Below are 19,765 nucleotides of genomic sequence, written 5' to 3'. Positions count from 1 at the left end.
CTCCCCCTCATTTGATGGCGATCGGATTCACCGGTGAGCCCACCGCGCCGGTGAAGCGCAGTGGCGGTGCGATGAGCTGGAATTCGTAGACGCCGTCGGCGGCACAGTCGGCCGACAGCGCGGTCAGGTCCCAGTACTCGCCGAGCATCAGGCCCATGTCGCGCAGGCACAGCATGTGCAGCGGCAGGATCGTGCCCTCGATGCCCGACACCGGGTCCTCGACCATCAGGTTGTCCGCGGCGATCGCGGCGATCTCGTGGTCGTGCAGCCACGAGGCGCACCGCCAGTCCAGACCGGAGTACGGCTCGGTGCCGTCGCGGTTCTCCAGGAACCGGGCCCACCAGCCGGTGTGGATCAGCACGACGTCGCCGCGTCCGACCGTGACGCCCTGGGCGCGGGCGACGTCGTCGAGTTCCTCGGGCGTGATCGGATTGCCGTGTTCGAGGAAAGTCTGTGCGCCGCGGTGACGGACCAGGTCGAGCAGCACCCCGCGGCTGGTGATGCCCTTCGGGTCCACCTTGTCGATACCGCAGTGGAAGGCGCCGAGGCTGGTCACCGAATTCGCCGGAAAACCGTTGTACAGCTTGTCGTCGTAGTAGACGTGCGACAACGCATCCCACTGGGTGGCGGCCTGCAGCGGCATGATGACCATGTCGTCGTTGAACCGGAACGGGTTGTCGACGAAGTATCCGGAGAGCTGCTGGGCCACGGTGTTCTTGAACCAGTCCGGCCCGTACTTGACCAGCGTCTCGGCGTCGCCGCCGTCGACGGTCATCACATGGATCGGGTTCGGACGGTACTGGAATGCGCCCTGCGGGCCCGACGAGCCGAAGTCCACCCCCAGCGGGAACACCTTGCCGTGTCGCACCAAACCGGCAGCCTGGGCCACCTTCTCGGCGGTGATGAAGTTCAACGTGCCCAGCTCGTCGTCGTCACCCCAGCGGCCCCAGTTGCGGACGTCGTCGCCGAGTCTGCGAAAGTCGTTCAGGCTCGCCATCACTTCACCCCTGCGCGCTGTCGACGGTACGGCGCGGCACCGATCCGGCGAGGTCGCTCTCGCCGATGATGCCACCGTCCACCCAGATCACCTGGCCGGTGATGTAGCTCGCGGCGGCGCTGTTGAGGAAGACCAGCACGCCGGCCTGTTCGTCGGGCGTCGACACCCGGCCCAGCGGCGTGCGGAAGGCGTCGAGAAAGTCCTGGCCGTAGGCGGCGCGCAGCTGGTCGAGAATGGGAGTGTCGGTGACCCCCGGCGCGGTGCAGTTGATGCGGATCCCCCTGGCGCCCAACGCGCACACCTGGGCCATCCCGTAGAGGATGATGGCCTCCTTGGCCAACCGGTACCCGCCGCCGTCGGCGAGGGCTTCCGGGTGGGCCCTGCACCACTCGACGCCCTCGTCGATCGTCGCCGTGTCCAGCAGACCCGCTGTCACAGGGGCATTCTCGCGGTACGCCGACGCAGCGAGCGAAGACACGTTGGCGATCGCCGACCCGGGTGGCATGGCCGGGACGATCGCCTCGGTGAAGCGCCTGGTGCCGAGGAAGTTGATGGTGACCACCCGGAGCGGATCACCGATGCCGGACGACACTCCTGCGACGTTGAACAGCGCGTCGACCCTGCCACCGATCGATGCGGCGGCGTGGTCGATCGACGGCTCGCTGGACAGGTCGAGGTCGATGAACGACGCGATCTGCACCGCAGGGGGCCGGAGGTCGAGCCCGATCACCTCACCGCCGAGCGACGTGACCTGCTGGGCCACATGCGCGCCGATCCCCGACGCGACGCCGGTGACGACCACCCGCTTGCCGTCGTAGCGCCACCGTTCGCCGTCCTCGCTCACCGCCGTCAGACCGCCTGCTCGCGCGCTGCCTTCTCCGCCTGCGCCGCCTTCACGCGGCCTTCGTTGATCTCGGCCATCGCCTCGGGGATCTCACCGGCGGTGAACTTGCCGCCGCGGCCGGTCGGCAGGCCGCCGAAGGAGTAGGTCTCGTCGAAGAGCGGCGCGTCGGACGCCTCGCGGCGCGACTCCACCTTCTCGATCACGGGCGCGAGGCGTTTCGCCTTGTCCGCCACTGCCTTCTGGTCGCGCTCGATGAACTCGGGCAGGATCTCCCTGCCCATGATCTCGATCGACTCCATGGTGCCCTCGTGGCTGCGCGGGTTGAGCAGCAGGATGATCTCGTCGACACCGCTCGCCTCGTAGCCGCGCAGGAACTCCCGCACCGTGTCGGGCGAACCGATCGCGCCGCGGCCGGGTCCGTAGGCCAGCGTCGGGTCTTCCTTGACCGCCTGCTCGTAGAGCTCCCACACGCCGGTGCGGCCGGGGGTGTGCATCCCGGTCATGTAGTAGTGCATGATCCCGAACGAGAAGAAGCCGCCACCGATCCCGAGCTTCTTCAGCGCCTCGTCGTCGCTCTTGGCGACCATCATCGACAGGTCGCCACCGATGGCCAGCAGGTTCGGGTTGATCGCCGGGGTGATCGGGGTGCCCTTCTCCTCGAACTCCCGGTAGTAGCCGTCCACCCGCTCCTTGAGCGCCTCGGGTCCGGTGTAGGCGAAGCTCAGTGCGCCGATGGCCTTCTGGGCGGCCATCTGCACCGACGACGGTCGGGTGCACGCCACCCAGACCGGCGGGTGAGGCTGCTGCAGCGGCTTGGGGATGACGTTGCGGGCGGGCATCTCCACGTGCTCACCCTTGAAACCGGAGAACGGCGCCTCGGTCATGCACCGGATCGCGACCTCCAGCGCCTCCTCCCACTGCGCCCGCTTGTCGGCCGGGTCGATGTTGAAGCCACCGAGCTCGGCCACCGACGAGCCCTCGCCGGTGCCGAACTCCACGCGGCCGTTGGACAGGTGGTCGAGCGTCGCGACACGCTCGGCGATGCGGGCGGGATGGTTGATCGGCGGCGGCAGGTGCATGACACCGAAGCCCAGCCGGATGTCCTTGGTGCGTTGGCTCGCCGCGGCCAGGAACATCTCCGGAGCGGTCGAGTGACAGTACTCCTCCAGGAAGTGGTGCTCGGTGAGCCAGACGGTGGAGAAGCCGGCCTTGTCGGCGGCCTCCACCTCGTCGAGACCGTGCTGGAAGAGCTGGTGCTCGTCGTCATCAGACCACGGCCGCGGCAGCGGGAATTCGTAGAACAGCGAGATCTTCATGGTTACCTCCGTGGACTGTCGAGGGTCGAGTGGTGTGGAATCGAAGGGATGTCGGCGGTGTCGCCGCCGGCGATGTGCCGGGCGGCGACATAGCCGAACGTCATGGCGGGGCCGATGGTCGCGCCGGCCCCGGCGTAGCTGCGGCCCATCACTGCGGCCGATGCGTTGCCGACCGCGTAGAGGCCGGCGATCGCCGTGTCGTCCTCGCGCAGCACCCTGGCGAACTCGTCGGTGCGCAGACCGCCCGAGGTGCCGAGGTCCCCGAGGATGATCTGGAACGCGTAGTACGGCGGCTTGCCCAGTGGATGAAGATTCGGGTTGGGCAGTGTCGGGTCGCCGTAGTAGTTGTCGTAGGCACTGTCACCGCGGTTGAAGTCGTCGTCGTGGCCGCCGCGCGCCAGCTCGTTGAACCGCTCGGCCGTCCGGCGCAGCTGCGCCGGCGGCACGCCGATCTCGGTGGCGAGCTCCTCGAAACTATTGCCCGCTTTCACGATTCCCGACTCGAGCCACGCTTTCGGGACCTTCCATCCTGTGGGCACCGGGGCGAACGGGATCTTCGGCAGCGGCAGATGCCCGCCGACGACGTAGCGGTGGAACGAGCGGATGTCGGTGACCAGCCAGCACGGGATGTGGTCCACACCGGTGCGCTGGCCCTCGATCATCGCGTGGGCGAAGTCCATGTAGGGCGCCGCCTCGTTGATGAAGCGATCCCCTGCCCCGTTGACGACGAACTGCGCGGGCATCATCCGTTCGTTCAGCATGAACTGCAGCCGTCCGTCCGGCCAGCACATCGCCGGGAACCACCAGGCCTCGTCGAGCAGCTCGGCAGCCCCGCCGACCTTCTGTCCGGCCCGGATACCGTCTCCCGTGGCGGCCGGATTGCCGAAGCTCCAGTCCTTCTCCAGCTCCGGCAGATGATCGCGGCGCCAGCTCATGTCGTGGTCGAAGCCACCCGCGGCGATGATCACCCCGCGGCGCGCACGGATGCGCACCGAGCGGCCGTCCTTCCCGACGACGGCCCCGATCACCGCTCCCTCGTCGTCGGTGATGAGCTCGCTCATCGGTGCGTCCAGCCACAGCGGGATGTCCTGCTGTTTCATCGCCAGCCGCAGCCGCGCGGCCAGCGACTGGCCGATCGCCGCCATCCGGTCGCCGAACACCCGGGCCCGGACCATCCGCCAGATGAGTTTCAGCAGCACGGCTTTGCCGCGCCAGTTCTGCCGGACCTGGTAGAACAGTCGAAGATCCTTCGGTGCGAACCAGATCCCCTTCGGCGCCAGGGCGAGCGGCGCAAGCAGCTGCTGCTCCTCGTCGCCCAGCACCCGCAGGTCGATGGCAGGCACGTTGATGGTGCTGCCGAGCGCCGAACCGCCGGGCAGTTCCGGGTAGTAGTCGGCGTAGCCGGGCTTCCAGACGAATTCGAACCACGGGCTGCGCTGCTCGAGGAACTCCATCATCTCGGGCGCGCGGTCGACGTAGGTGCGCAACCGCGCGTCGCTGACCAGTCCGCCGGTGATGGTGCGCAGGTAGGTGAAGACCTCGTCGGGATCGGGGACGTAACCAGCCCGGCGCTGCGACGGTGCGCCCGGCACCCAGATGCCGCCGCCCGACAGCGCAGTCGACCCGCCGTACTGCGACGCCTTCTCGACCACCAGCGTGTCGAGTCCCGCCGCGTCGGCGGTCAGCGCGGCGGTCATCCCACCTCCGCCGGAACCGATCACCAGCACGTCGACCTCGGTGTCGAAGCCCGCCGTGCCCGCAGTTGCAGACGTCATGCCTGCACCGCCGTGCGGATCGCGAAGCCGGCGATCAGGTCTGGTGCCGCCCGGTAGAACCGCTGTTCGGTGCGGTACTCCCCGGTTGCGGCCTGCAGTGCCGCGAACGCCGCCACCCAGGTGCGGATCTCATGGCCGGAGTTCCCGCCTTCGCGGGCGATGAACGTATTGGACCAGCCGTCCAGGTCGGTGAGAAAGCCTTCGTCGAGGATCTCCAGCAGGGTCTGGTCCCACACCGGGTTCAACGGCTGCAGGCGGCTGTCGCCATGGGCGAACTGCTGCGCGGCGTCGATCACCGCGGCCTGCCTGGCCATCCGCGCCTCCGTGCTGATCGGCGCGCCGTGCACGATGCGGTCCAGCGCGGCGGGCGGCGCCGTCGCCAGCGTCGGCACCGGCGGGTCGTGCGACAACCCGCCCGAGCCGATCACCAGCACCCGCTTGCCCAGACCGGCGAGGAAGTCGCCCACCGCCGCGCCGAGCATCCGGGACCGCTTGAGCGGGCCGAGCGGCGTGGCGACGGAGTTGATGAAGATCGGCAGCACCGGACGCGACGTCGGATCGCCGAACAGCTTCTCGAGCGGTTGGACGGTGCCGTGGTCGACGTCCATGCTGGCCGAGATGGCGACGTCGACACCGGCCTCCCACACCGCGGTCGCGCAGTCGTTGGCCATCGCCTCCGGCACGTCGAGCGGCCCGGCGTGGGTGCCGAAGTCACCGACACCGCGGGCGGAGGTGCCGATGCAGAACGGCGGCATCAGCCGGTAGAAGAAGCCGTTGTAGTGATCCGGCGAGAAGATCACCACGAGTTCCGGGTCGAAGGCGGTGACGAAGTCGCGGGCGTCCGCGATGGCCGCCCCGATGTCGTCAAGGAGTTCCTGCGACGGTCCCGGAAGATTCAACAGCGGACTGTGCGACATGCAGCACAGCGCCACTTCCGTTGTGGAGGTTCCCATCTGATTCGTTGCCTCCTCTCTGGGTCACATGCAGCACCGCGAAGAGCGCTTCGCTCGTCTCGGGTGCGCGCTGGGCGATGCAGGCACCGGCGATGCAGCGGTCGGGCCGCAGGAACAGCACCGACTCGGTGTGCGCGTCGAACCACGCCTTCACCGCGCCTGTCGGGTCGCCGACGATCACGACGTCGGGGTCGTCGTGTCCGGTCCAGTGCAGCTGGGTCACCGGCCGCGCGGCGACGAACGTGGCGCCCAACGCCTTCCAGCGACCGAAGATCTGCTCACCGAGCAGGGCGCGCGGGTTGTTGTTCCAGCACAGCACCGCGAATCCGGTTCCGAGGACGTCGTCGAGCAGCACACCCGACTGCTCGCGGGTATCGACGCGGGGCTGGATGAACAGCGTGCCGGCCGGCGATGTCGGCGTCGGCGCGTGGTCATGGTGCACCGCGCCCTGCTCGTAGCGCGGCATCGGCTTGAACCGCATCTCGAGCACGTAGCGCTTGAGCGTCGGGACGATGGAAGCGCCGCGAATCAGCCTGTCCCGCAGCGCGGCGACGCGGCGGTCGGTCGGCGAGATGACGCGGCCCACCATCGTGGACAGGTCGATCATCGCCCTGGCGTGCTTGCGGCGCTCGACGTCGTAGGTGTCGAGCAGCGCATCGCCGGCCTGGCCCTTGATCACCGCGGCCAGCTTCCAGCCGAGGTTGGCCGCGTCGCGGATGCCACTGTTGTATCCCTGTCCCTGCCACACCGGCATCAGGTGCGCGGCGTCGCCGGCCAGGAACATCCTGCCGGCGCGGAAGGCGCCCGCGATGCGGGAGTGGTGGGTGTAGACCCGGTGCCGGATCACGTCGACCCGCTGCGGGTCCGGGACGAAACGCCCGAGCATCCGCTCGATGAACGCCGGCTCCTCGACCTGCTCGTCGGACTCGTCGGCGTGGATCATGAACTCGAAGCGGCGGATTCCGTGCGCGATCGAGATCGAGGCGTACGGCCGCTCCGGGTCGGCGCCGACCTCGCTGTTGGGGTGACCCAGCGGATCATTGGCCACGTCGACGACCAGCCACCGGGTTGCCGAGGTGGTGCCCTCGAACGACACTCCCATCAGCCGGCGGGTGGCACTGCGACCGCCGTCGCATCCCACGAGATACCTTGCAGTGACGGGGTTCTCGTCGTCCGACAGCCGAACCGTGACGCCGTCGGCGGTCTCGGCGCAGTCCTCCATCCGGCTGCCCCAGGCGACCTGCACATGGTCGAAGCGGTCCAGGCCGGCCAGTAGTTCGGCGTCGACCATCGGCTGCACGAATCCGTTGCGCTTGGGCCAGCCGAAACGCGCGTCGGGCGGGGCCATCTCGGCCAGCAGCCGCCGGTTGCGGTCGAAGAAGCGCAGGATCTGGTTCGGCACGGTGTGCGGCAACACCCGGTCGACCAGGCCGATCGCCTGGAAGGTGCGCAGCGCCTCGTCGTCGAGGCCGACGCCACGCGGGTAGTCGATCAGGCTGTCGCGCTCGTCGACGACCAGCGTGCGCACGCCCTGCAGGCCGAGGATGTTGGCCAGCGTGAGACCGACTGGACCGCCGCCGACGATGACGACGTCGGCGTGTCGGGCGGCGCTCATCACTGCCGCCCCAGGAGGAACTCGAGGTGCAGCCGGTTGAACGTCTTCGGGTCCTCGTACTGCGGCCAGTGTCCGCAGTCGGGCATCACCTCGAAGCGCGCGCCGGGGATCATCTCCGCGATGCGCCTGCCCTCGCTGACATCGGCCGTCGGATCGTCGCTGGTCCACAGCACCAGGGTGGGCGCGGTGATCGCGCCGTAGTCATCGGGTCTCATCAGATTGCGCGCACGGATGTCGGGGTCCTGCAGGGCCATGATGTCGCGCATCGCGTCGACGAAGCCGGGTTGCCGGTACACCCGCTGCCGGCTCGCGACGATGTCGTCATAGCCCTTCGACTTGTCGGCCATCAGCCACTTGATGCGGGCCTGCACGGTCTCCCACGTGGGGTTCTCGGCGGCGGCCATCGACAGGGTGATGATCCGCTTCATCACCTCCGGATCGGCCTGTGAGCCGCCCGCGGTGTTGAGCACCAGCCGCTCGAGGCGGTCGGCGTGGTCGACCGCGAACCGCGACGCCACCCAGCCGCCCAGCGATTCGCCGCTGATGTGCGCCCGCTGCACGCCGATCGCGTCGAGGAAGGCCCGCAGGTGGTCGACGTAGTGGCGCACCTCGAGTGGGTGACCCGGCCGGTCGGTGTATCCGTGGCCCAGCATGTCGACGGACCACGTCGAGAAGTGCTCCGCGTGCGACTCGAGATTGCGCACGTAGGCCTCGGCATGGCCGCCGGAACCGTGCAGCAGGATCAGCGTCGGCAGGGCCGGGTCGCCGGCGTGAAGGTAACGGGTCCGCACACCGGCCACATCGATGTACCCCTGCGAGAACGGGACGCCCTGGAGGTCGCTCCACACGCTCTCGTGCTCGGACATGGTCCCCTTCCCGGCGTACTGTCGCGTCGGATGGCGGAAATGACATTCTCGCTCAGTGCGAACAATGTGTGCTAATATCGCACCGTTATGTGCACTATGTTAAGAGCATCACTCTCGCGATGACGTCTGTCAAGGGAGACGGCCCCAATCCGCCGGACAAGCTCGCCGCCGGGTCCCAGACCCTCGCGCGCGGGCTCTCGGCGCTGCAGGCGGTCGCCACCTCGCCGACCGGGCTCACCGTGCAACAGGTGGCGGACTTCGTCGGCGTGCACCGCACGATCGCCTACCGGCTGCTCGGCACCCTGGCGCAGTTCCGCTACATCACCAAGGGCGAGGACGGGCGCTACCGGCCGGCGTCGGGCCTCGCGCTGCTCGGGGCGTCGTTCGACAACAACGTGCGTCAGCTCAGCGTGCCGGTGCTGCGCGGGCTGGCCGACGAACTCGGCGCCACCGTGTCGCTGCTCATCGCCGAAGGAGACCAGCAGGTCGCGATCGCGGTGATCGCCCCCACCCACGTCTACTACCAGCTGTCCTTCCATGAGGGCAGCCGCTATCCGCTCGACCGGGGCGCCGCGGGCATCGCCCTGCTGTCGAGCATGCCGCCGCGACCGGGCGAGCGGGACCTGGTGCCGCAGACCCGCGATCAGGGCTGGGTGATCACCCACGGCGAGGTCGAGCCCAACACCTTCGGCCTGGCCGTGCCGGTACGCCGGCGGCCCCCGTCCCCGCCCACCTGCATCAACCTCATCTCGCACCGCGAAGACGTGGTGCGGGAAGGCCGGACGGCGGTCATCGAGGCCGCCGCCAAACTGTCCACGATCCTGTCCTAGAGGATCGCCCCGGAAGGAGACGACTGCGGTGACCGAGTGGAACCACGCGACCGACGTGGTGGTGCTGGGCAGCGGCGGCGCCGGGCTGACCGCGGCACTGGCCGCGGCCGCCGAGGGCGCAGCGGTCGAGGTGTACGAGAAGGCCGCCACCGTCGGCGGCACCACCGCGGTGTCCGGCGGCATCGTGTGGATCCCCGCGCACGACCGTTCGCCCGACGGCGCGTTGACCGCCGAGGATGCGCTGAGCTACCTGCGGGCCCAGTCGCTGGGCTACATGGACGACGACCTGGTCGAGACGTTCGTGCGGACCGGCCCGGCGATGCTCGACTTCGTCGAGGCGCACAGCGACCTTCGATTCGTGGTCGCGGAGGGCTTCCCCGACTACAAACCCGAACTGCCCGGCGGGCGGCCGGCGGGCGGCCGCTCGCTGAACGCCAAGCCGTTCGACCTGGCGAAGCTGGGCGACTGGCACGACCGGATCACCGCCTTCCCCGCCGACTTCAGCAACGTGGGCATCGACGCCGAGACCCGGGCCCGCATCCACGCGACGGCCGACGAGTCCCTGACCGAACCGTGTGTGGCGGGTACCGCGTTGGTCGCCGGACTGCTCAAGGGGCTGCTCGACGCCGGCGTCGCACCGACCACGCAGGCGCGGGCGGTCGAGCTGATCGCCGAACAGGGTCGCATCGCCGGGGTGCGCATCGAGCTCGGCGACAGCGACATCCGGGTCCGGGCCCGCCGCGGCGTCGTGCTGGCCAGCGGTGGGTTCGAGTGGGATCCCGCGCTGGTCGAGGCCTTCCTGCGGGGCCCGATGCGCGGCCCCGTCTCACCGCCCAACAACACCGGCGACGCCCTGCGGATGGCGATGGCGCACGGCGCCGACCTGGCCAACATGGGCGAGGCGTGGTGGGTACCGATCGTGCAGATCCCCGGCGACACCATCGACGGCCATCCGCGCAGCCGCAGTGTGCGCCTCGAACGCACGCGGCCACGCAGCATCATCGTCAACCGCGCCGGGCGGCGGTTCGTCAACGAGGCGGGCGAGTACAACTCGATGGCAGGCCCGTTCCAGTACCTCGATCCCAAGGGCGGGTACGTCAACGACCCGGCGTGGATCGTGTTCGACTCGCTGCACCTGAAGAAGTACGGCTTCCTCGGTGTCGAGCCCGACGGGCCTGCGCCGGACTGGTTCAACAAGTCCGCGGACCTGGCCGAACTGCAGGAGAAGACCGGCATCGCCGCCGACGGGCTGACCCGCACCCTCGAGGCGTGGAACCAGCACGTCGCCGACGAGGTCGACCCCGACTTCGGCCGCGGCTCGAGTGTCTACGACGGCTACTGGGGCGACCAGGGCGCGGGCTCGCCGGCCCTGCAGACGCTGGGACCCATCGACACCGCGCCGTTCTACGCGGTGCCGGTGTCGATCGGCGCGATGGGCACCAAGGGCGGCCCGCGCACCGATCGCGACGGCCGGGTACTGCATGTCAGCGGCACGCCGATCGCCGGCTTGTTCGCCGCGGGCAACGCGATGGCGGGTGCCACCGGCAAGGCCTACGGCGGCGCGGGCGGCACCCTCGGTCCGGCCATGGTCTTCGGGCTGCGCGCCGGGCACACCGCGGCCACCGGCGATTCGCTGGACTGACCGTTCCGTAGCCGCCCGGCTACCCTGGCGTGGTGCTCGCAGATTCCGCCACCGACGGCCGGTTCGCCGCGATCCCGCGTTCGGCGGCACAGCTGCGCGTGCTGGACGCCGCGCTGGCGTTGATCTCGGAGCGCGGGGTGAGCGCGACGTCGCTGCAGATGATCGCCGACCGCATCGGGGTCACCAAAGCCGCTGTCTACCACCAGTTCCGCACCAAGGACGAGATCGTCATCGCGCTCACCGAGCGCGAACTCGGCGGGCTCGAGGACGTGCTGGAGGCCGCGGAGGCCGAGACCGATCGCGTGCAGGCGCGCGAGCTGCTGCTGCGCCGGGTCGTCGACCTCGCGATCGAGCGTCGCACCGCGGTCAGTGTGCTGCAGTTCGATCCGGTCATCGTGCGGCTGCTGGCCGAGCACCACCCGTTCCAACGGTTCATCGACCGGCTCTACACAGCGATGCTCGGCGACGAGACCGGCAGCCGGGCCCGGCTGCATGCGGCGATGCTGTCCGGCGTGATCAGCGTCGCGGTGATGCACCCGCTCGTGGTGGACATCGACGACGACACCCTGCGCGCCGAACTGCTGCAGACGATGCGCCGGATCGTCGACCTACCCGGCTGACTCCCCCGGTGCGGCGAACAGCCGCTCGGCGGCGGTGTACGGGTCGACACTGCCCGCGGCGACGCGTTCGGCCAGCTCGCTCAGCGCCGGATGTGTGCGCAGCAGCGTCTGCGCCAGCGACAGGATCTGCGTGCGGGCGCGGGCGGCGCGCCGCTCGGCGGTGTCCGACCGGTGATGGGCGTCGATCGCCTCGGCGAGTTCGGCGATGCCGTCGCCCTGCGCGGCGACCAGTTTGAGGATCGGGACGCTCACCTCGCCGCGCAGATCGCGGGCGGTCTGGTCGGCGCCGTCCCGGTCGGCCTTGTTCACCACCACCAGGTCGGCGACCTCGAGCAGGCCGGCCTTGGCGGCCTGGACGGCGTCACCGGCGCCCGGGTTGAGCACCACCACCGTCGGGTCGGCGATCGCGGCGATCTCGATCTCGGACTGGCCGACGCCGACCGTCTCGAGCACGATCAGGTCGTAGGACAGGGCGGCCAGCAGCCGGATCGCGGCCGGCACCGCGGCGGCGAGTCCGCCCAGGTGGCCGCGGGTGGCCACCGACCGGATCAGCACGTCGGGATCGTTGATGTGGGCCGCCATCCGGATCCGGTCACCGAGCAGCGCGCCACCGCTGTACGGCGACGACGGGTCCACGGCCAGTACCGCCACCCGCAGGCCGCGGCTCCGGTAGACCCCGACCAGCGCGGCGACCGTCGTCGACTTGCCTGCACCCGGCGGACCGGTGAACCCGACGACGCGCGCGTCGTGCACGCCGACCGCAGCGAGCACCTCCTCGCGGCGCGAGCTCTCGACGAGGCTCAGCAGCCGGCCGGCCGCGCGGGCCGATCCGCCGCGGGCCGCGGCGACGAGCGCGTCGACATCCATTCCGGGGTGTATCCGGCTTTGCGACATCAGCGGAGCCTAGGGGGCCGCCACCTCGATCACGGTCGCCGAGCCCATTCCGCCGCCCGCGCACATGGCCGCGACACCGACGCCACCCCCGCGGCGGCGCAGTTCGTGCACCAGCGTCACCAGCATCCGCGCCCCGGTCGCGGCGACGGGGTGGCCGAGCGAGCACCCGCTGCCGCTGACGTTGACCTTCTCGGGATCGATGCCGAGCAGCTTGATGGTGGCCACGCACATGGCGGCGAAGGCCTCGTTGATCTCGAAGAGGTCGACGTCGGACACGGCGAGTCCGGCCCGCTTGAGCGCCTTGGGGATCGCCTCGACGGGCGCCAGGCCGGTGAATGCCGGGTCGACACCGACCGAGGCCCACGACCGGACGGTCGCCAGCGCGGGCAGGCCGAGCCGGTCGCTGGCGATGGTGAGCACGGCCGCGCCGTCGTTGGCGCCGCACGCGTTGCCCGCGGTGATCGAGAATCCGTCGATCTCGGGGTGGAGTGGCTTGAGGCCCGCCAATTTCTCGAGGCTGGTGTCGCGGCGCGGGTGCTCGTCGGTGTCGAAGACGCCGTGCGGCGTGTCGATCGCGATGATCTCCTCTTTGAAGCGGCCCTCGTCGATCGCCGCGATGGCCTTGCGATGCGAACCGAAGGCCCACTCGTCCATCTCCTCGCGGCTCACCCCGGCCCGCACCGCCGCGTTCCAGCCGACGGTGATCGACATGTCCATGTTCGGCGCGTCGGGCCGGTTCGGGTGCGTCGGCGGGAACCAGTCGACCAGTTCCGCGTCCTTTGCACTGCTCACCCGCCGCTTGAAGCGCGGCGACGTCGACGCCGAGTTCACCCCGCCGGCGATGATGAGCTCGTCCATGCCGGCGCGGATGCTCGCCGCGGCGCTCTGCACCGCGGCCTGACCGGCCGCGCAGTGCCGATTGTTCGACAGGCCGGGCACCGACTCCAGGCCCGCGGTGATGGCGGCGTGGCGGGCGATGACGCCGCCGCCGTAGAGACCTTCACCGAGGATCACGTCGTCGACGCGCGTCCGGTCGATGTCGGCCGCGGCGGCGGACACCACGTGGTCGGCCATCGTGTAGGCATCGGTGTCGCGCAGCGTGCCCTTCATCGCGGTGCCGATGGGGATGCGCAGTGCGTTGACGATCACGGCCTCGGGCATCGCGGACTCCTCTTGACTCGGGTGAGAATGTTATTCTCACAGTCCGAGAGTGTCAGTTGCAAGAAGGGGAATCGCATGCAGATCGCGGGAAGCGCGGCGATCGTCGTCGGTGGTACCGGCGGGCTCGGTGAGGCGACGGTCCGCCGCCTGCACGGAGCGGGCGCCAAGGTCGTGGTCGCCGACGTCGCCGACGACAAGGGACGCGAGCTGGAATCTGAGCTCGGCGTGCGGTACGTGCACACCGATGCGACGTCCGAGGAGTCGGTGAACGCCGCGATCGCCGAGGCGCAGTCGCTCGGCCCGCTGCGCATCTCGGTCGACACCCACGGCGGCCCCGCCAGCGGTGGCCGGCTGATCGGCAAGGACGGCTCGCCGCTGGACCTCGACGGATTCAAGCGGACCATCGAGTTCTACCTGACGGCGGTGTTCAACGTGATGCGGCTGTCGGCGGCGGCGATCGCCACGAGCGAGCCGCTCGACGAGGGCGCGCGCGGCGTCATCATCAACACCGCGTCGATCGCGGGATACGAGGGCCAGGTCGGCCAGCTGCCCTACGCCGCAGCCAAGGGCGGAGTGCTCGGCATGACCCTCGTCGCCGCCCGCGACCTCTCGCCGCTGGGCATCCGCGTGGTCAGCATCGCGCCCGGCACCATCAACACACCTGCCTACGGCAAGGCGGCCGACCAGCTCGAGCAGTACTGGGCGCCGCAGGTGCCGTTCCCCAAGCGCATGGGCCGCTCCACCGAGTACGCCCAGCTCGCGCAGAGCATCATCGAGAACGACTACCTCAACGGCGAGGTCATCCGCCTCGACGGAGCTCTGCGGTTCCCGCCCAGGTGACTTCGTCGCTGGCGGGCAAGGTCGCGTTCGTCGCGGGCGCCAGCCGCGGCATCGGCGCGACCGTCGCCAAGGCGCTGGCCGCCGAGGGCGCGGCCGTCGCGGTGGCCGCCCGCTCCGAGGAGCAGGGCAAGCTGCCCGGCACCATCGGTTCCGTAGCCGACGCGATCACCGCCGCGGGCGGGCGCGCGCTTCCCGTCCCGTGTGACGTCACCAACGAGGAATCGGTGGAAGCCGCTGTGGCGGCTACCGTTTCGGAGTTCGGTGGAATCGACGTACTGGTCGCCAACGCGGGTGTGCTGTGGCTGGGACCGGTCGAGTCCACCCCGCTCAAACGCTGGCAGCTGTGCCTCGACGTGAATCTGACCGGCGTGTTCCTCGTGACCAAGGCCGTCATCCCACACGTGCGGGCCCGCGGCGGCGGTTCGCTGATCGCGGTGACCACGACCGGCGTCGGGATGCTCGACGCCGGGTCGAACGCCTACTGGGTGTCCAAGGCGGCGGTCGAGCGGCTGTACCTCGGGCTGGCCTCCGACCTGAAGGGCGACGGCATCGCCGTCAACTGCCTGAGCCCGTCGCGCGTGGTGCTCACCGAGGGCTGGCAGGCCGGCGGCGCAGGCATGGAGATCCCGCCCGAGATGGTCGAGCCGCCCGAGGCGATGGCCCGCGCGGCGGTGCTGCTGGCCGGGCAGACCGCAGACGGAATCACCGGCACGGTCCAGCGCTCGGAAGAGCTCACGCGTCAGATCGCGTCGAACGGTTCGCCGTCCAGCGCGACCGACGGCAGGCCGTCCGGCCCGACCGGCACATCGCCGACCAGCGTGACGCGGTAGAGCCTGCGGTCGTCGTCGGTGGTGAGGTCCGACGGCGCGAGGTGAACCGTCGATCGGTTGTCCCAGAACGCGATACTGCCCGGCTCCCACTTGAAGCGGACGGTGTGCTCCGGACGCGCCAGCTCGTCGTAGAACAGCCCGAGCAGACGACGGCTCTCGTGCGGCGACACCCCGACGATGTGGCTGGTGAATCCCGGGTTCACGTACAGCGCGCGCTCCCCCGTCTCCGGATGCACGCGCACCACCGGATGCTCGGTGAGCAGCGGCCGCCGGTTGACCCGTTGCCGGTAGTCCTCCGTCGCGGTGGTGCCGTCGGGCGGTGAGAACCGGTGCACCGCGCGCAGACCGTCGGCGAGCCGCCGCACCGGCTCGGACAATCCTTCATACGCGGCAACGGTGTTCGACCACTGCGTGTCACCGCCGTAGGGCGGGATCACCTCCGCCCGCAGGATCGACGCCGCAGGCGGGTTGACCGCGGCGGTCACGTCGGCGTGCCAGTTGGCCCGGTCGAAGCCGCGGCTGGCGCCGTAACGGGACTTGAAACGGTCGCGGAAGATCGGATAGATCGTGGGGTACTGGGGGTCCGGGATCGCATCGAACAGCGGGTGCGCCGGCGTGGGATCGCCGAACGCCGACGCGAAGCGCAGGTGGTCGTCGTGTCCGATGAACTGGTCACGGAAGAACACCACCTTCCACTTCAGCAGGGCCGCGCGGATGTCGGCGACGTGCGCGTCGCTCAGCGGTGCGGTGAGGTCGACGCCGTGGATCTCGGCGCCGGTCCAGCCGGACTGCGGCCGCACGTCGAGTGCCTGGGCTACCTGTGTCACTCGTGACTCCTTCTCTCGAAATTCTGGTTGTTGCGCGAACTCTCGGGACCGATCACTGTTCGATGGGGCGGGGCTGTACACCGTCGAGTTCGTTCTGCGCCGTGACGATGTCGTTGTAGCGGCCGTCGACGTAGGGCGTGACGTCGACGCGGGTCTTGGTGGTGCCGGTGTCGAAGAGTCCGTCGGCGACCGTCTGGAACAGCGCGGTCGACGCCGGGTCGATCGGGTAGTAGGACGCGATGCCGTCCTCCTCGTAGAGCTTCTTGCCCTGGTCGAACGTGATGCCCTGCTGCTTGACGTAGTACTCGTCGATCCACTGGTCGGCGTGGGTGTCCTTCCAGTTGTTGGCGGCCACCGCCCGGCCGACGTAGTCGCCGATCGCCGCCACCTTCGCGGGATCGTCGAGGATGTCCTTGCGTACGATCAGGCTCTGGATCCCGGTGTTGATGCCCTTGCCGTCGCCGAGGATCGGCGGTTCGCCGAGTTGGTAGTACTGGTTCCCCAGCACGATCGCCGCCTCAACCGCGCCCGCCGCGAACGTCGGAACCACCTCGGCCCCTGCGAGTTCGACTGGCTGCACATCGGTGCGCAGATCCAGTCCGTGTTTCTTGAGCAGGGCGGCGGTGACCATGTGACGGCCCGAACCCGGCGGGTAGGCCACCCGTTTGCCGCGCAGGTCCTCGATCGTGGTGACGCCGCTGTTCGGCCGGGCCACCAGGTAGTAGCCGCCCGAGGTGCCGGGATTGGCCTGCAGCCCGACGGTCACCAGGTCGGTGACGCCGCTGTCGACGGCGATGGGTACCGGCGCCTCGCCGATGGAGCCGATGTCGGCGGCGCCGGATCGCAGCGCCTCGATCACCGCCGCGCCGCCGCTGAAGTCGGCGAACTCGACCGAGTAGGGCGTGTCCTTGCCCGCGCCGGCGAGGTCCCACGGCAGCGACTGTGTCGCATTCTGCTCGGCGACGACGAGTTTCGTGCCTGCCGGCACCTCCCCCTTGGTGGCGATCCGAACCGAGTCGATCGCTTCGCCCGCTTCGTCGTCGGAGAGGCCACAGGCGGCGGCCAGCAGTGAGACCGTCAGTGCGACAGTGAGTTTCCACCCGGATCTGGGCATGCGTTGTTCCTATTCTGTGTGCGGCAGATCATTGGTCGTCGGTGACGCCGAGCTCGGTCAGCAGCCGGGTCCGCAGGCCGGCGAACTCCGCGGACGCGCGCTTGCGCGGTTTGGGCACGATCACCTCGGTGTCAAGCGAGATGGTGCCGTCGGTCAGCACCACGACGCGGTCGGCCAGCAGGATGGCCTCGTCCACGTCGTGGGTGACCAGCAGCACGGCGGGCGTGTGGCGGCGGCACAGGTCCTGCAGCAGGCCGTGCATCTTGATGCGGGTGAGGGCGTCGAGAGCGCCGAACGGCTCGTCGAGCAAAAGCAATTCGGGTTCGCGCACCAGAGCGCGGGCCAGCGCGACGCGTTGCGCCTCGCCGCCGGACAGCGTGCGCGGCCACGCCTTGGCCTTATCGGCCAGGTTGACCTCGGCGAGTGCGGCAAGAGCCTGCCGGCGCACCGCGCCGTTCGACGGCAGGCCGACGGTCACGTTGGTCTGCACCCGTTGCCACGGCAGCAGCCGCGGATCCTGGAACACGATGGCCCGTCGCTGCGGCACCCGCACGAAGCCGTCGACCTCGCCGTCGAGCGCGCCCAGTGCGCGCAGGAACGTGCTCTTGCCCGAGCCGCTGCGGCCGAGCAGTGCGACGAACTCACCGGCGCGGATCTGCAGGTCGAGGCCGTCGAGAACGGTGCTGTCGCCGAACTGTTTCCGCAGATTCCGGACCAGGACCACCGTCTCGGTCAGCGTGTCAGTCTCCGTCATAGGCCCGTCTCCAGGTGAGCAGCCTGCTTTCGAGGAAGCGCACGATCAGGATCGACGACAGCCCGAGCACGGCGTACACGGCGATCAGCACGAAGACGACGTCGACCTGGAAGTACTCCCGCGCGTCGGTCATCATCCGGCCGAGACCCTTCTTGGCGTTGATGGTCTCGGCGAAGATCAGCGCCAGCCACGAAGCGGTGAGGCCGAGGCGCAGGCCCACCAGGAATCCGGGCAGTGATCCGGGCAGGACGACACGATAGATCAGCTCCATGCGGCCGGCGCCGAACGACCGTGCCGCCTCGACGAGTCCGGCGTCGACGCTGCGGATGGCGCTGAAGGTGTTGATGTAGATGGAGACCGCCACCGCGATGGTGATGAGCGTGATCTTGGGCACCTCGCTGATGCCGAACCAGACGATCAGCAGCGGAACCAGGGCGAAGTTCGGGATGGCGTTCAGCACTTCCATGTTCGCGTCGACGAAGTTCTCGCCGATCCGCGACAGGCCGGCGATCAGCGCCAGTCCCAGCCCGAGCGCGATGCCGAACACCAGCCCGTAGCCGACCCGCAGCAGGCTGGTCGACAGGTGCTCCTGCAGTGAGCCGTCCAGGATGAGCTGGTATCCGGCGCGCACCACCCGCGTCGGTGGCGGCACCGTGCGGGAGTCGAAGGCCCCGCTCGAGGAGAGCAGCTGCCACAGACCGACGAGGAGCACCGGCCCGAGCAGGCGCTGCAATTGGCGCGGGACGCGGCGTTTGGGACGGCTGCCGGCGTGTGCCGCCCGCGGATCGACGAGCCGGGCCGCGGCCCCGCCGCCGGAGACCCGCGGGGTCAGCACCGTCGCCATCTCAGGCGGCCCCGAAGAACTCACCGGAGATCGACTCGGACGGCGCGCCGTCGGGCCCGACGGGCACGTCGCCGACCAGCGTGATGCGATGCAGCACCCGGTCACCCTCGACGTGCTCGAAATCGCGCGGCGCCAGATGCAGTGCGGCGCGGTTGTCCCAGAAGGCCACGCTGCCCGGCTCCCACTTGAAGCGCACGGTGTACTCGGGCCGGCCGATCTGCTCGAACAGCAGGTCCAGCACATGCCGGCTCTCCCGCGGCGACAGGTCGACGATCTCCCGGGTGAACGACGGGTTCACGTACACCACAGGCTCTCTGGTCTCGGGGTGCACACGGACGACCGGATGGATCGACGCCAGCGGGTTGGTACGCACCAGGTCGCCGATCTTCTCGCTGCTCCGATCGGCCGAAAAGGTCGCATCGAAGCGGTGTTCGGCGCGCAGGCCGTCGATGAACGCCCGCACCGAAGGCGCCAGCCCCTGGTAAACCGCTGCGACATTGGTGAACTGGGTGTCACCGCCGTACGGCGGGACCGTCTCGGCGCGCAGGATGGAGTGCGACGGGGGGTTGATCAGCGGGGTGACGTCGGCGTGCCAGTGCGGTCCGTTGGGGCTCTGCTTCTTGCGGTACCGGGTGCCGTAGCGGTGGTCGTAGGCGGCCGGTGAGACCGTGTGGATCTGCGGGAATTCCGGTGGCGCCGAGTCGCCTTCGTACGGGTGGCCCGGCGTCACGTCGCCGAAGCGGGCGCCGAACGCGATCTGCGCCGCGTGGTCGAGCGTCTGGTCGCGGAAGAACACCACCTTCCACTTGTGCAGCGCCGAGCGGATGACCGCCGTCTCCTCGTCGGACAGCGGTACCGACAGGTCGACACCCGTGATCAAGGCACCGGTCCATCCGGACAGCGGTGTCACCTTCAATGCGGTCTTGGTGGCAGCGGTCATCGTCTCGTCCCCTCGAAGTCATACCGACGTCAGCGATTCGAACGCTAACGGCAAGACTGCGGGGCGCTACCGGTTTGAATCGCCCTGAATTTCTCGAGGCCCA

General features: G+C 69.6%; 19 protein-coding genes. 5 read left to right on the top strand and 14 right to left on the bottom strand.

Annotation, left to right across the window (positions count from 1 at the left end; translation table 11 throughout):
* Positions 1-7: 7 nt before the first annotated feature.
* The 7 genes from AB0K11_RS26560 to AB0K11_RS26530 are packed head-to-tail and all read right to left on the bottom strand — an operon-like array spanning position 8 to position 8,366.
* On the bottom strand, positions 8-997 hold the full coding sequence (locus AB0K11_RS26560; RefSeq protein ID WP_364984391.1) for a cyclase family protein: 990 nt from the start codon (positions 995-997) through the stop codon (positions 8-10).
* Positions 998-1,001: 4 nt separating this feature from the next.
* A complete protein-coding gene (locus AB0K11_RS26555) occupies positions 1,002-1,841 on the bottom strand; it encodes a coniferyl-alcohol dehydrogenase (protein WP_364984389.1) in 840 nt (279 codons plus the stop codon).
* Between the two features lie 5 nt (positions 1,842-1,846).
* Entirely contained in the window at positions 1,847-3,157 is a 1,311-nt protein-coding gene (locus AB0K11_RS26550) for an LLM class flavin-dependent oxidoreductase (protein ID WP_364984387.1), read from the bottom strand.
* A gap of 2 nt (positions 3,158-3,159) precedes the next feature.
* On the bottom strand, positions 3,160-4,932 hold the full coding sequence (locus AB0K11_RS26545) for an FAD-binding protein (protein WP_364984385.1): 1,773 nt from the start codon (positions 4,930-4,932) through the stop codon (positions 3,160-3,162).
* Positions 4,929-5,849 carry a 3-carboxyethylcatechol 2,3-dioxygenase gene (locus AB0K11_RS26540; protein ID WP_364984383.1) on the bottom strand — a complete coding sequence of 307 codons (921 nt, stop codon included), beginning with the start codon at positions 5,847-5,849 and terminating at the stop codon, positions 4,929-4,931. Before AB0K11_RS26540 ends, AB0K11_RS26545 begins: the two co-directional genes overlap by 4 nt.
* Positions 5,797-7,500 carry a bifunctional 3-(3-hydroxy-phenyl)propionate/3-hydroxycinnamic acid hydroxylase gene (locus AB0K11_RS26535; RefSeq protein WP_364984381.1) on the bottom strand — a complete coding sequence of 568 codons (1,704 nt, stop codon included), beginning with the start codon at positions 7,498-7,500 and terminating at the stop codon, positions 5,797-5,799. Before AB0K11_RS26535 ends, AB0K11_RS26540 begins: the two co-directional genes overlap by 53 nt.
* Entirely contained in the window at positions 7,500-8,366 is an 867-nt protein-coding gene (locus AB0K11_RS26530; RefSeq protein WP_364984379.1) for an alpha/beta hydrolase, read from the bottom strand. Before AB0K11_RS26530 ends, AB0K11_RS26535 begins: the two co-directional genes overlap by 1 nt.
* Positions 8,367-8,485: 119 nt before the next feature.
* Here AB0K11_RS26530 and AB0K11_RS26525 point away from each other — a divergent pair, with 119 nt between their 5' ends.
* The 3 genes from AB0K11_RS26525 to AB0K11_RS26515 are packed head-to-tail and all read left to right on the top strand — an operon-like array spanning position 8,486 to position 11,458.
* On the top strand, positions 8,486-9,196 hold the full coding sequence (locus AB0K11_RS26525; protein ID WP_364984377.1) for a helix-turn-helix domain-containing protein: 711 nt from the start codon (positions 8,486-8,488) through the stop codon (positions 9,194-9,196).
* 28 nt (positions 9,197-9,224) lie between these two features.
* Entirely contained in the window at positions 9,225-10,838 is a 1,614-nt protein-coding gene (locus AB0K11_RS26520; protein WP_364984375.1) for an FAD-dependent oxidoreductase, read from the top strand.
* 32 nt (positions 10,839-10,870) lie between these two features.
* Positions 10,871-11,458 (top strand): helix-turn-helix domain-containing protein, encoded by a 588-nt coding sequence (locus AB0K11_RS26515; protein ID WP_364984373.1) that lies wholly within the window; start codon positions 10,871-10,873, stop codon positions 11,456-11,458.
* Here the strand turns inward: AB0K11_RS26515 and meaB are convergent.
* Both meaB and AB0K11_RS26505 read right to left on the bottom strand, forming a co-directional pair.
* Positions 11,447-12,325, bottom strand: a complete 879-nt coding sequence (meaB, locus tag AB0K11_RS26510) for a methylmalonyl Co-A mutase-associated GTPase MeaB (protein WP_364984814.1) — start codon at positions 12,323-12,325, stop codon at positions 11,447-11,449. The genes AB0K11_RS26515 and meaB overlap by 12 nt on opposite strands.
* Before the next feature lie 36 nt (positions 12,326-12,361).
* Positions 12,362-13,513: a thiolase family protein gene (locus AB0K11_RS26505; protein ID WP_364984371.1), complete on the bottom strand. Its 1,152-nt coding sequence runs from the start codon at positions 13,511-13,513 to the stop codon at positions 12,362-12,364.
* Positions 13,514-13,588: 75 nt separating this feature from the next.
* On the opposite strand from AB0K11_RS26505, the gene AB0K11_RS26500 reads away from it, so the two are divergent.
* Positions 13,589-14,353 (top strand): SDR family NAD(P)-dependent oxidoreductase, encoded by a 765-nt coding sequence (locus tag AB0K11_RS26500; protein ID WP_364984369.1) that lies wholly within the window; start codon positions 13,589-13,591, stop codon positions 14,351-14,353.
* The gene (locus AB0K11_RS26495) at positions 14,350-15,183 is read left to right on the top strand and encodes an SDR family NAD(P)-dependent oxidoreductase (protein ID WP_364984367.1); all 834 of its coding nucleotides are present in this window, start codon (positions 14,350-14,352) and stop codon (positions 15,181-15,183) included. Before AB0K11_RS26500 ends, AB0K11_RS26495 begins: the two co-directional genes overlap by 4 nt.
* Here the strand turns inward: AB0K11_RS26495 and AB0K11_RS26490 are convergent.
* From AB0K11_RS26490 to AB0K11_RS26470, 5 genes are read right to left on the bottom strand one after another with little or no spacing between them, the layout of a single operon-like run.
* Positions 15,093-16,010, bottom strand: a complete 918-nt coding sequence (locus AB0K11_RS26490; RefSeq protein ID WP_364984365.1) for a TauD/TfdA family dioxygenase — start codon at positions 16,008-16,010, stop codon at positions 15,093-15,095. The two genes, AB0K11_RS26495 and AB0K11_RS26490, sit on opposite strands and share 91 nt — an antisense overlap.
* Before the next feature lie 52 nt (positions 16,011-16,062).
* Positions 16,063-17,124 carry a PhnD/SsuA/transferrin family substrate-binding protein gene (locus AB0K11_RS26485; RefSeq protein WP_364984363.1) on the bottom strand — a complete coding sequence of 354 codons (1,062 nt, stop codon included), beginning with the start codon at positions 17,122-17,124 and terminating at the stop codon, positions 16,063-16,065.
* Between the two features lie 28 nt (positions 17,125-17,152).
* On the bottom strand, positions 17,153-17,860 hold the full coding sequence (locus AB0K11_RS26480) for an ABC transporter ATP-binding protein (protein WP_364984812.1): 708 nt from the start codon (positions 17,858-17,860) through the stop codon (positions 17,153-17,155).
* 4 nt (positions 17,861-17,864) lie between these two features.
* A complete protein-coding gene (locus AB0K11_RS26475) occupies positions 17,865-18,722 on the bottom strand; it encodes an ABC transporter permease (protein WP_364984810.1) in 858 nt (285 codons plus the stop codon).
* Between the two features lies 1 nt (position 18,723).
* The gene (locus AB0K11_RS26470; RefSeq protein ID WP_364984361.1) at positions 18,724-19,662 is read right to left on the bottom strand and encodes a TauD/TfdA family dioxygenase; all 939 of its coding nucleotides are present in this window, start codon (positions 19,660-19,662) and stop codon (positions 18,724-18,726) included.
* Positions 19,663-19,765 lie beyond the last annotated feature (103 nt).

Source organism: Mycobacterium sp. NPDC050551, assembly GCF_040674075.1.
Classification (GTDB): Bacteria; Actinomycetota; Actinomycetes; order Mycobacteriales; family Mycobacteriaceae; genus Mycobacterium.
The sequence above is the reverse complement of the archived record's forward strand: the minus strand, read 5'-3'. Positions and strand labels throughout refer to the sequence as shown.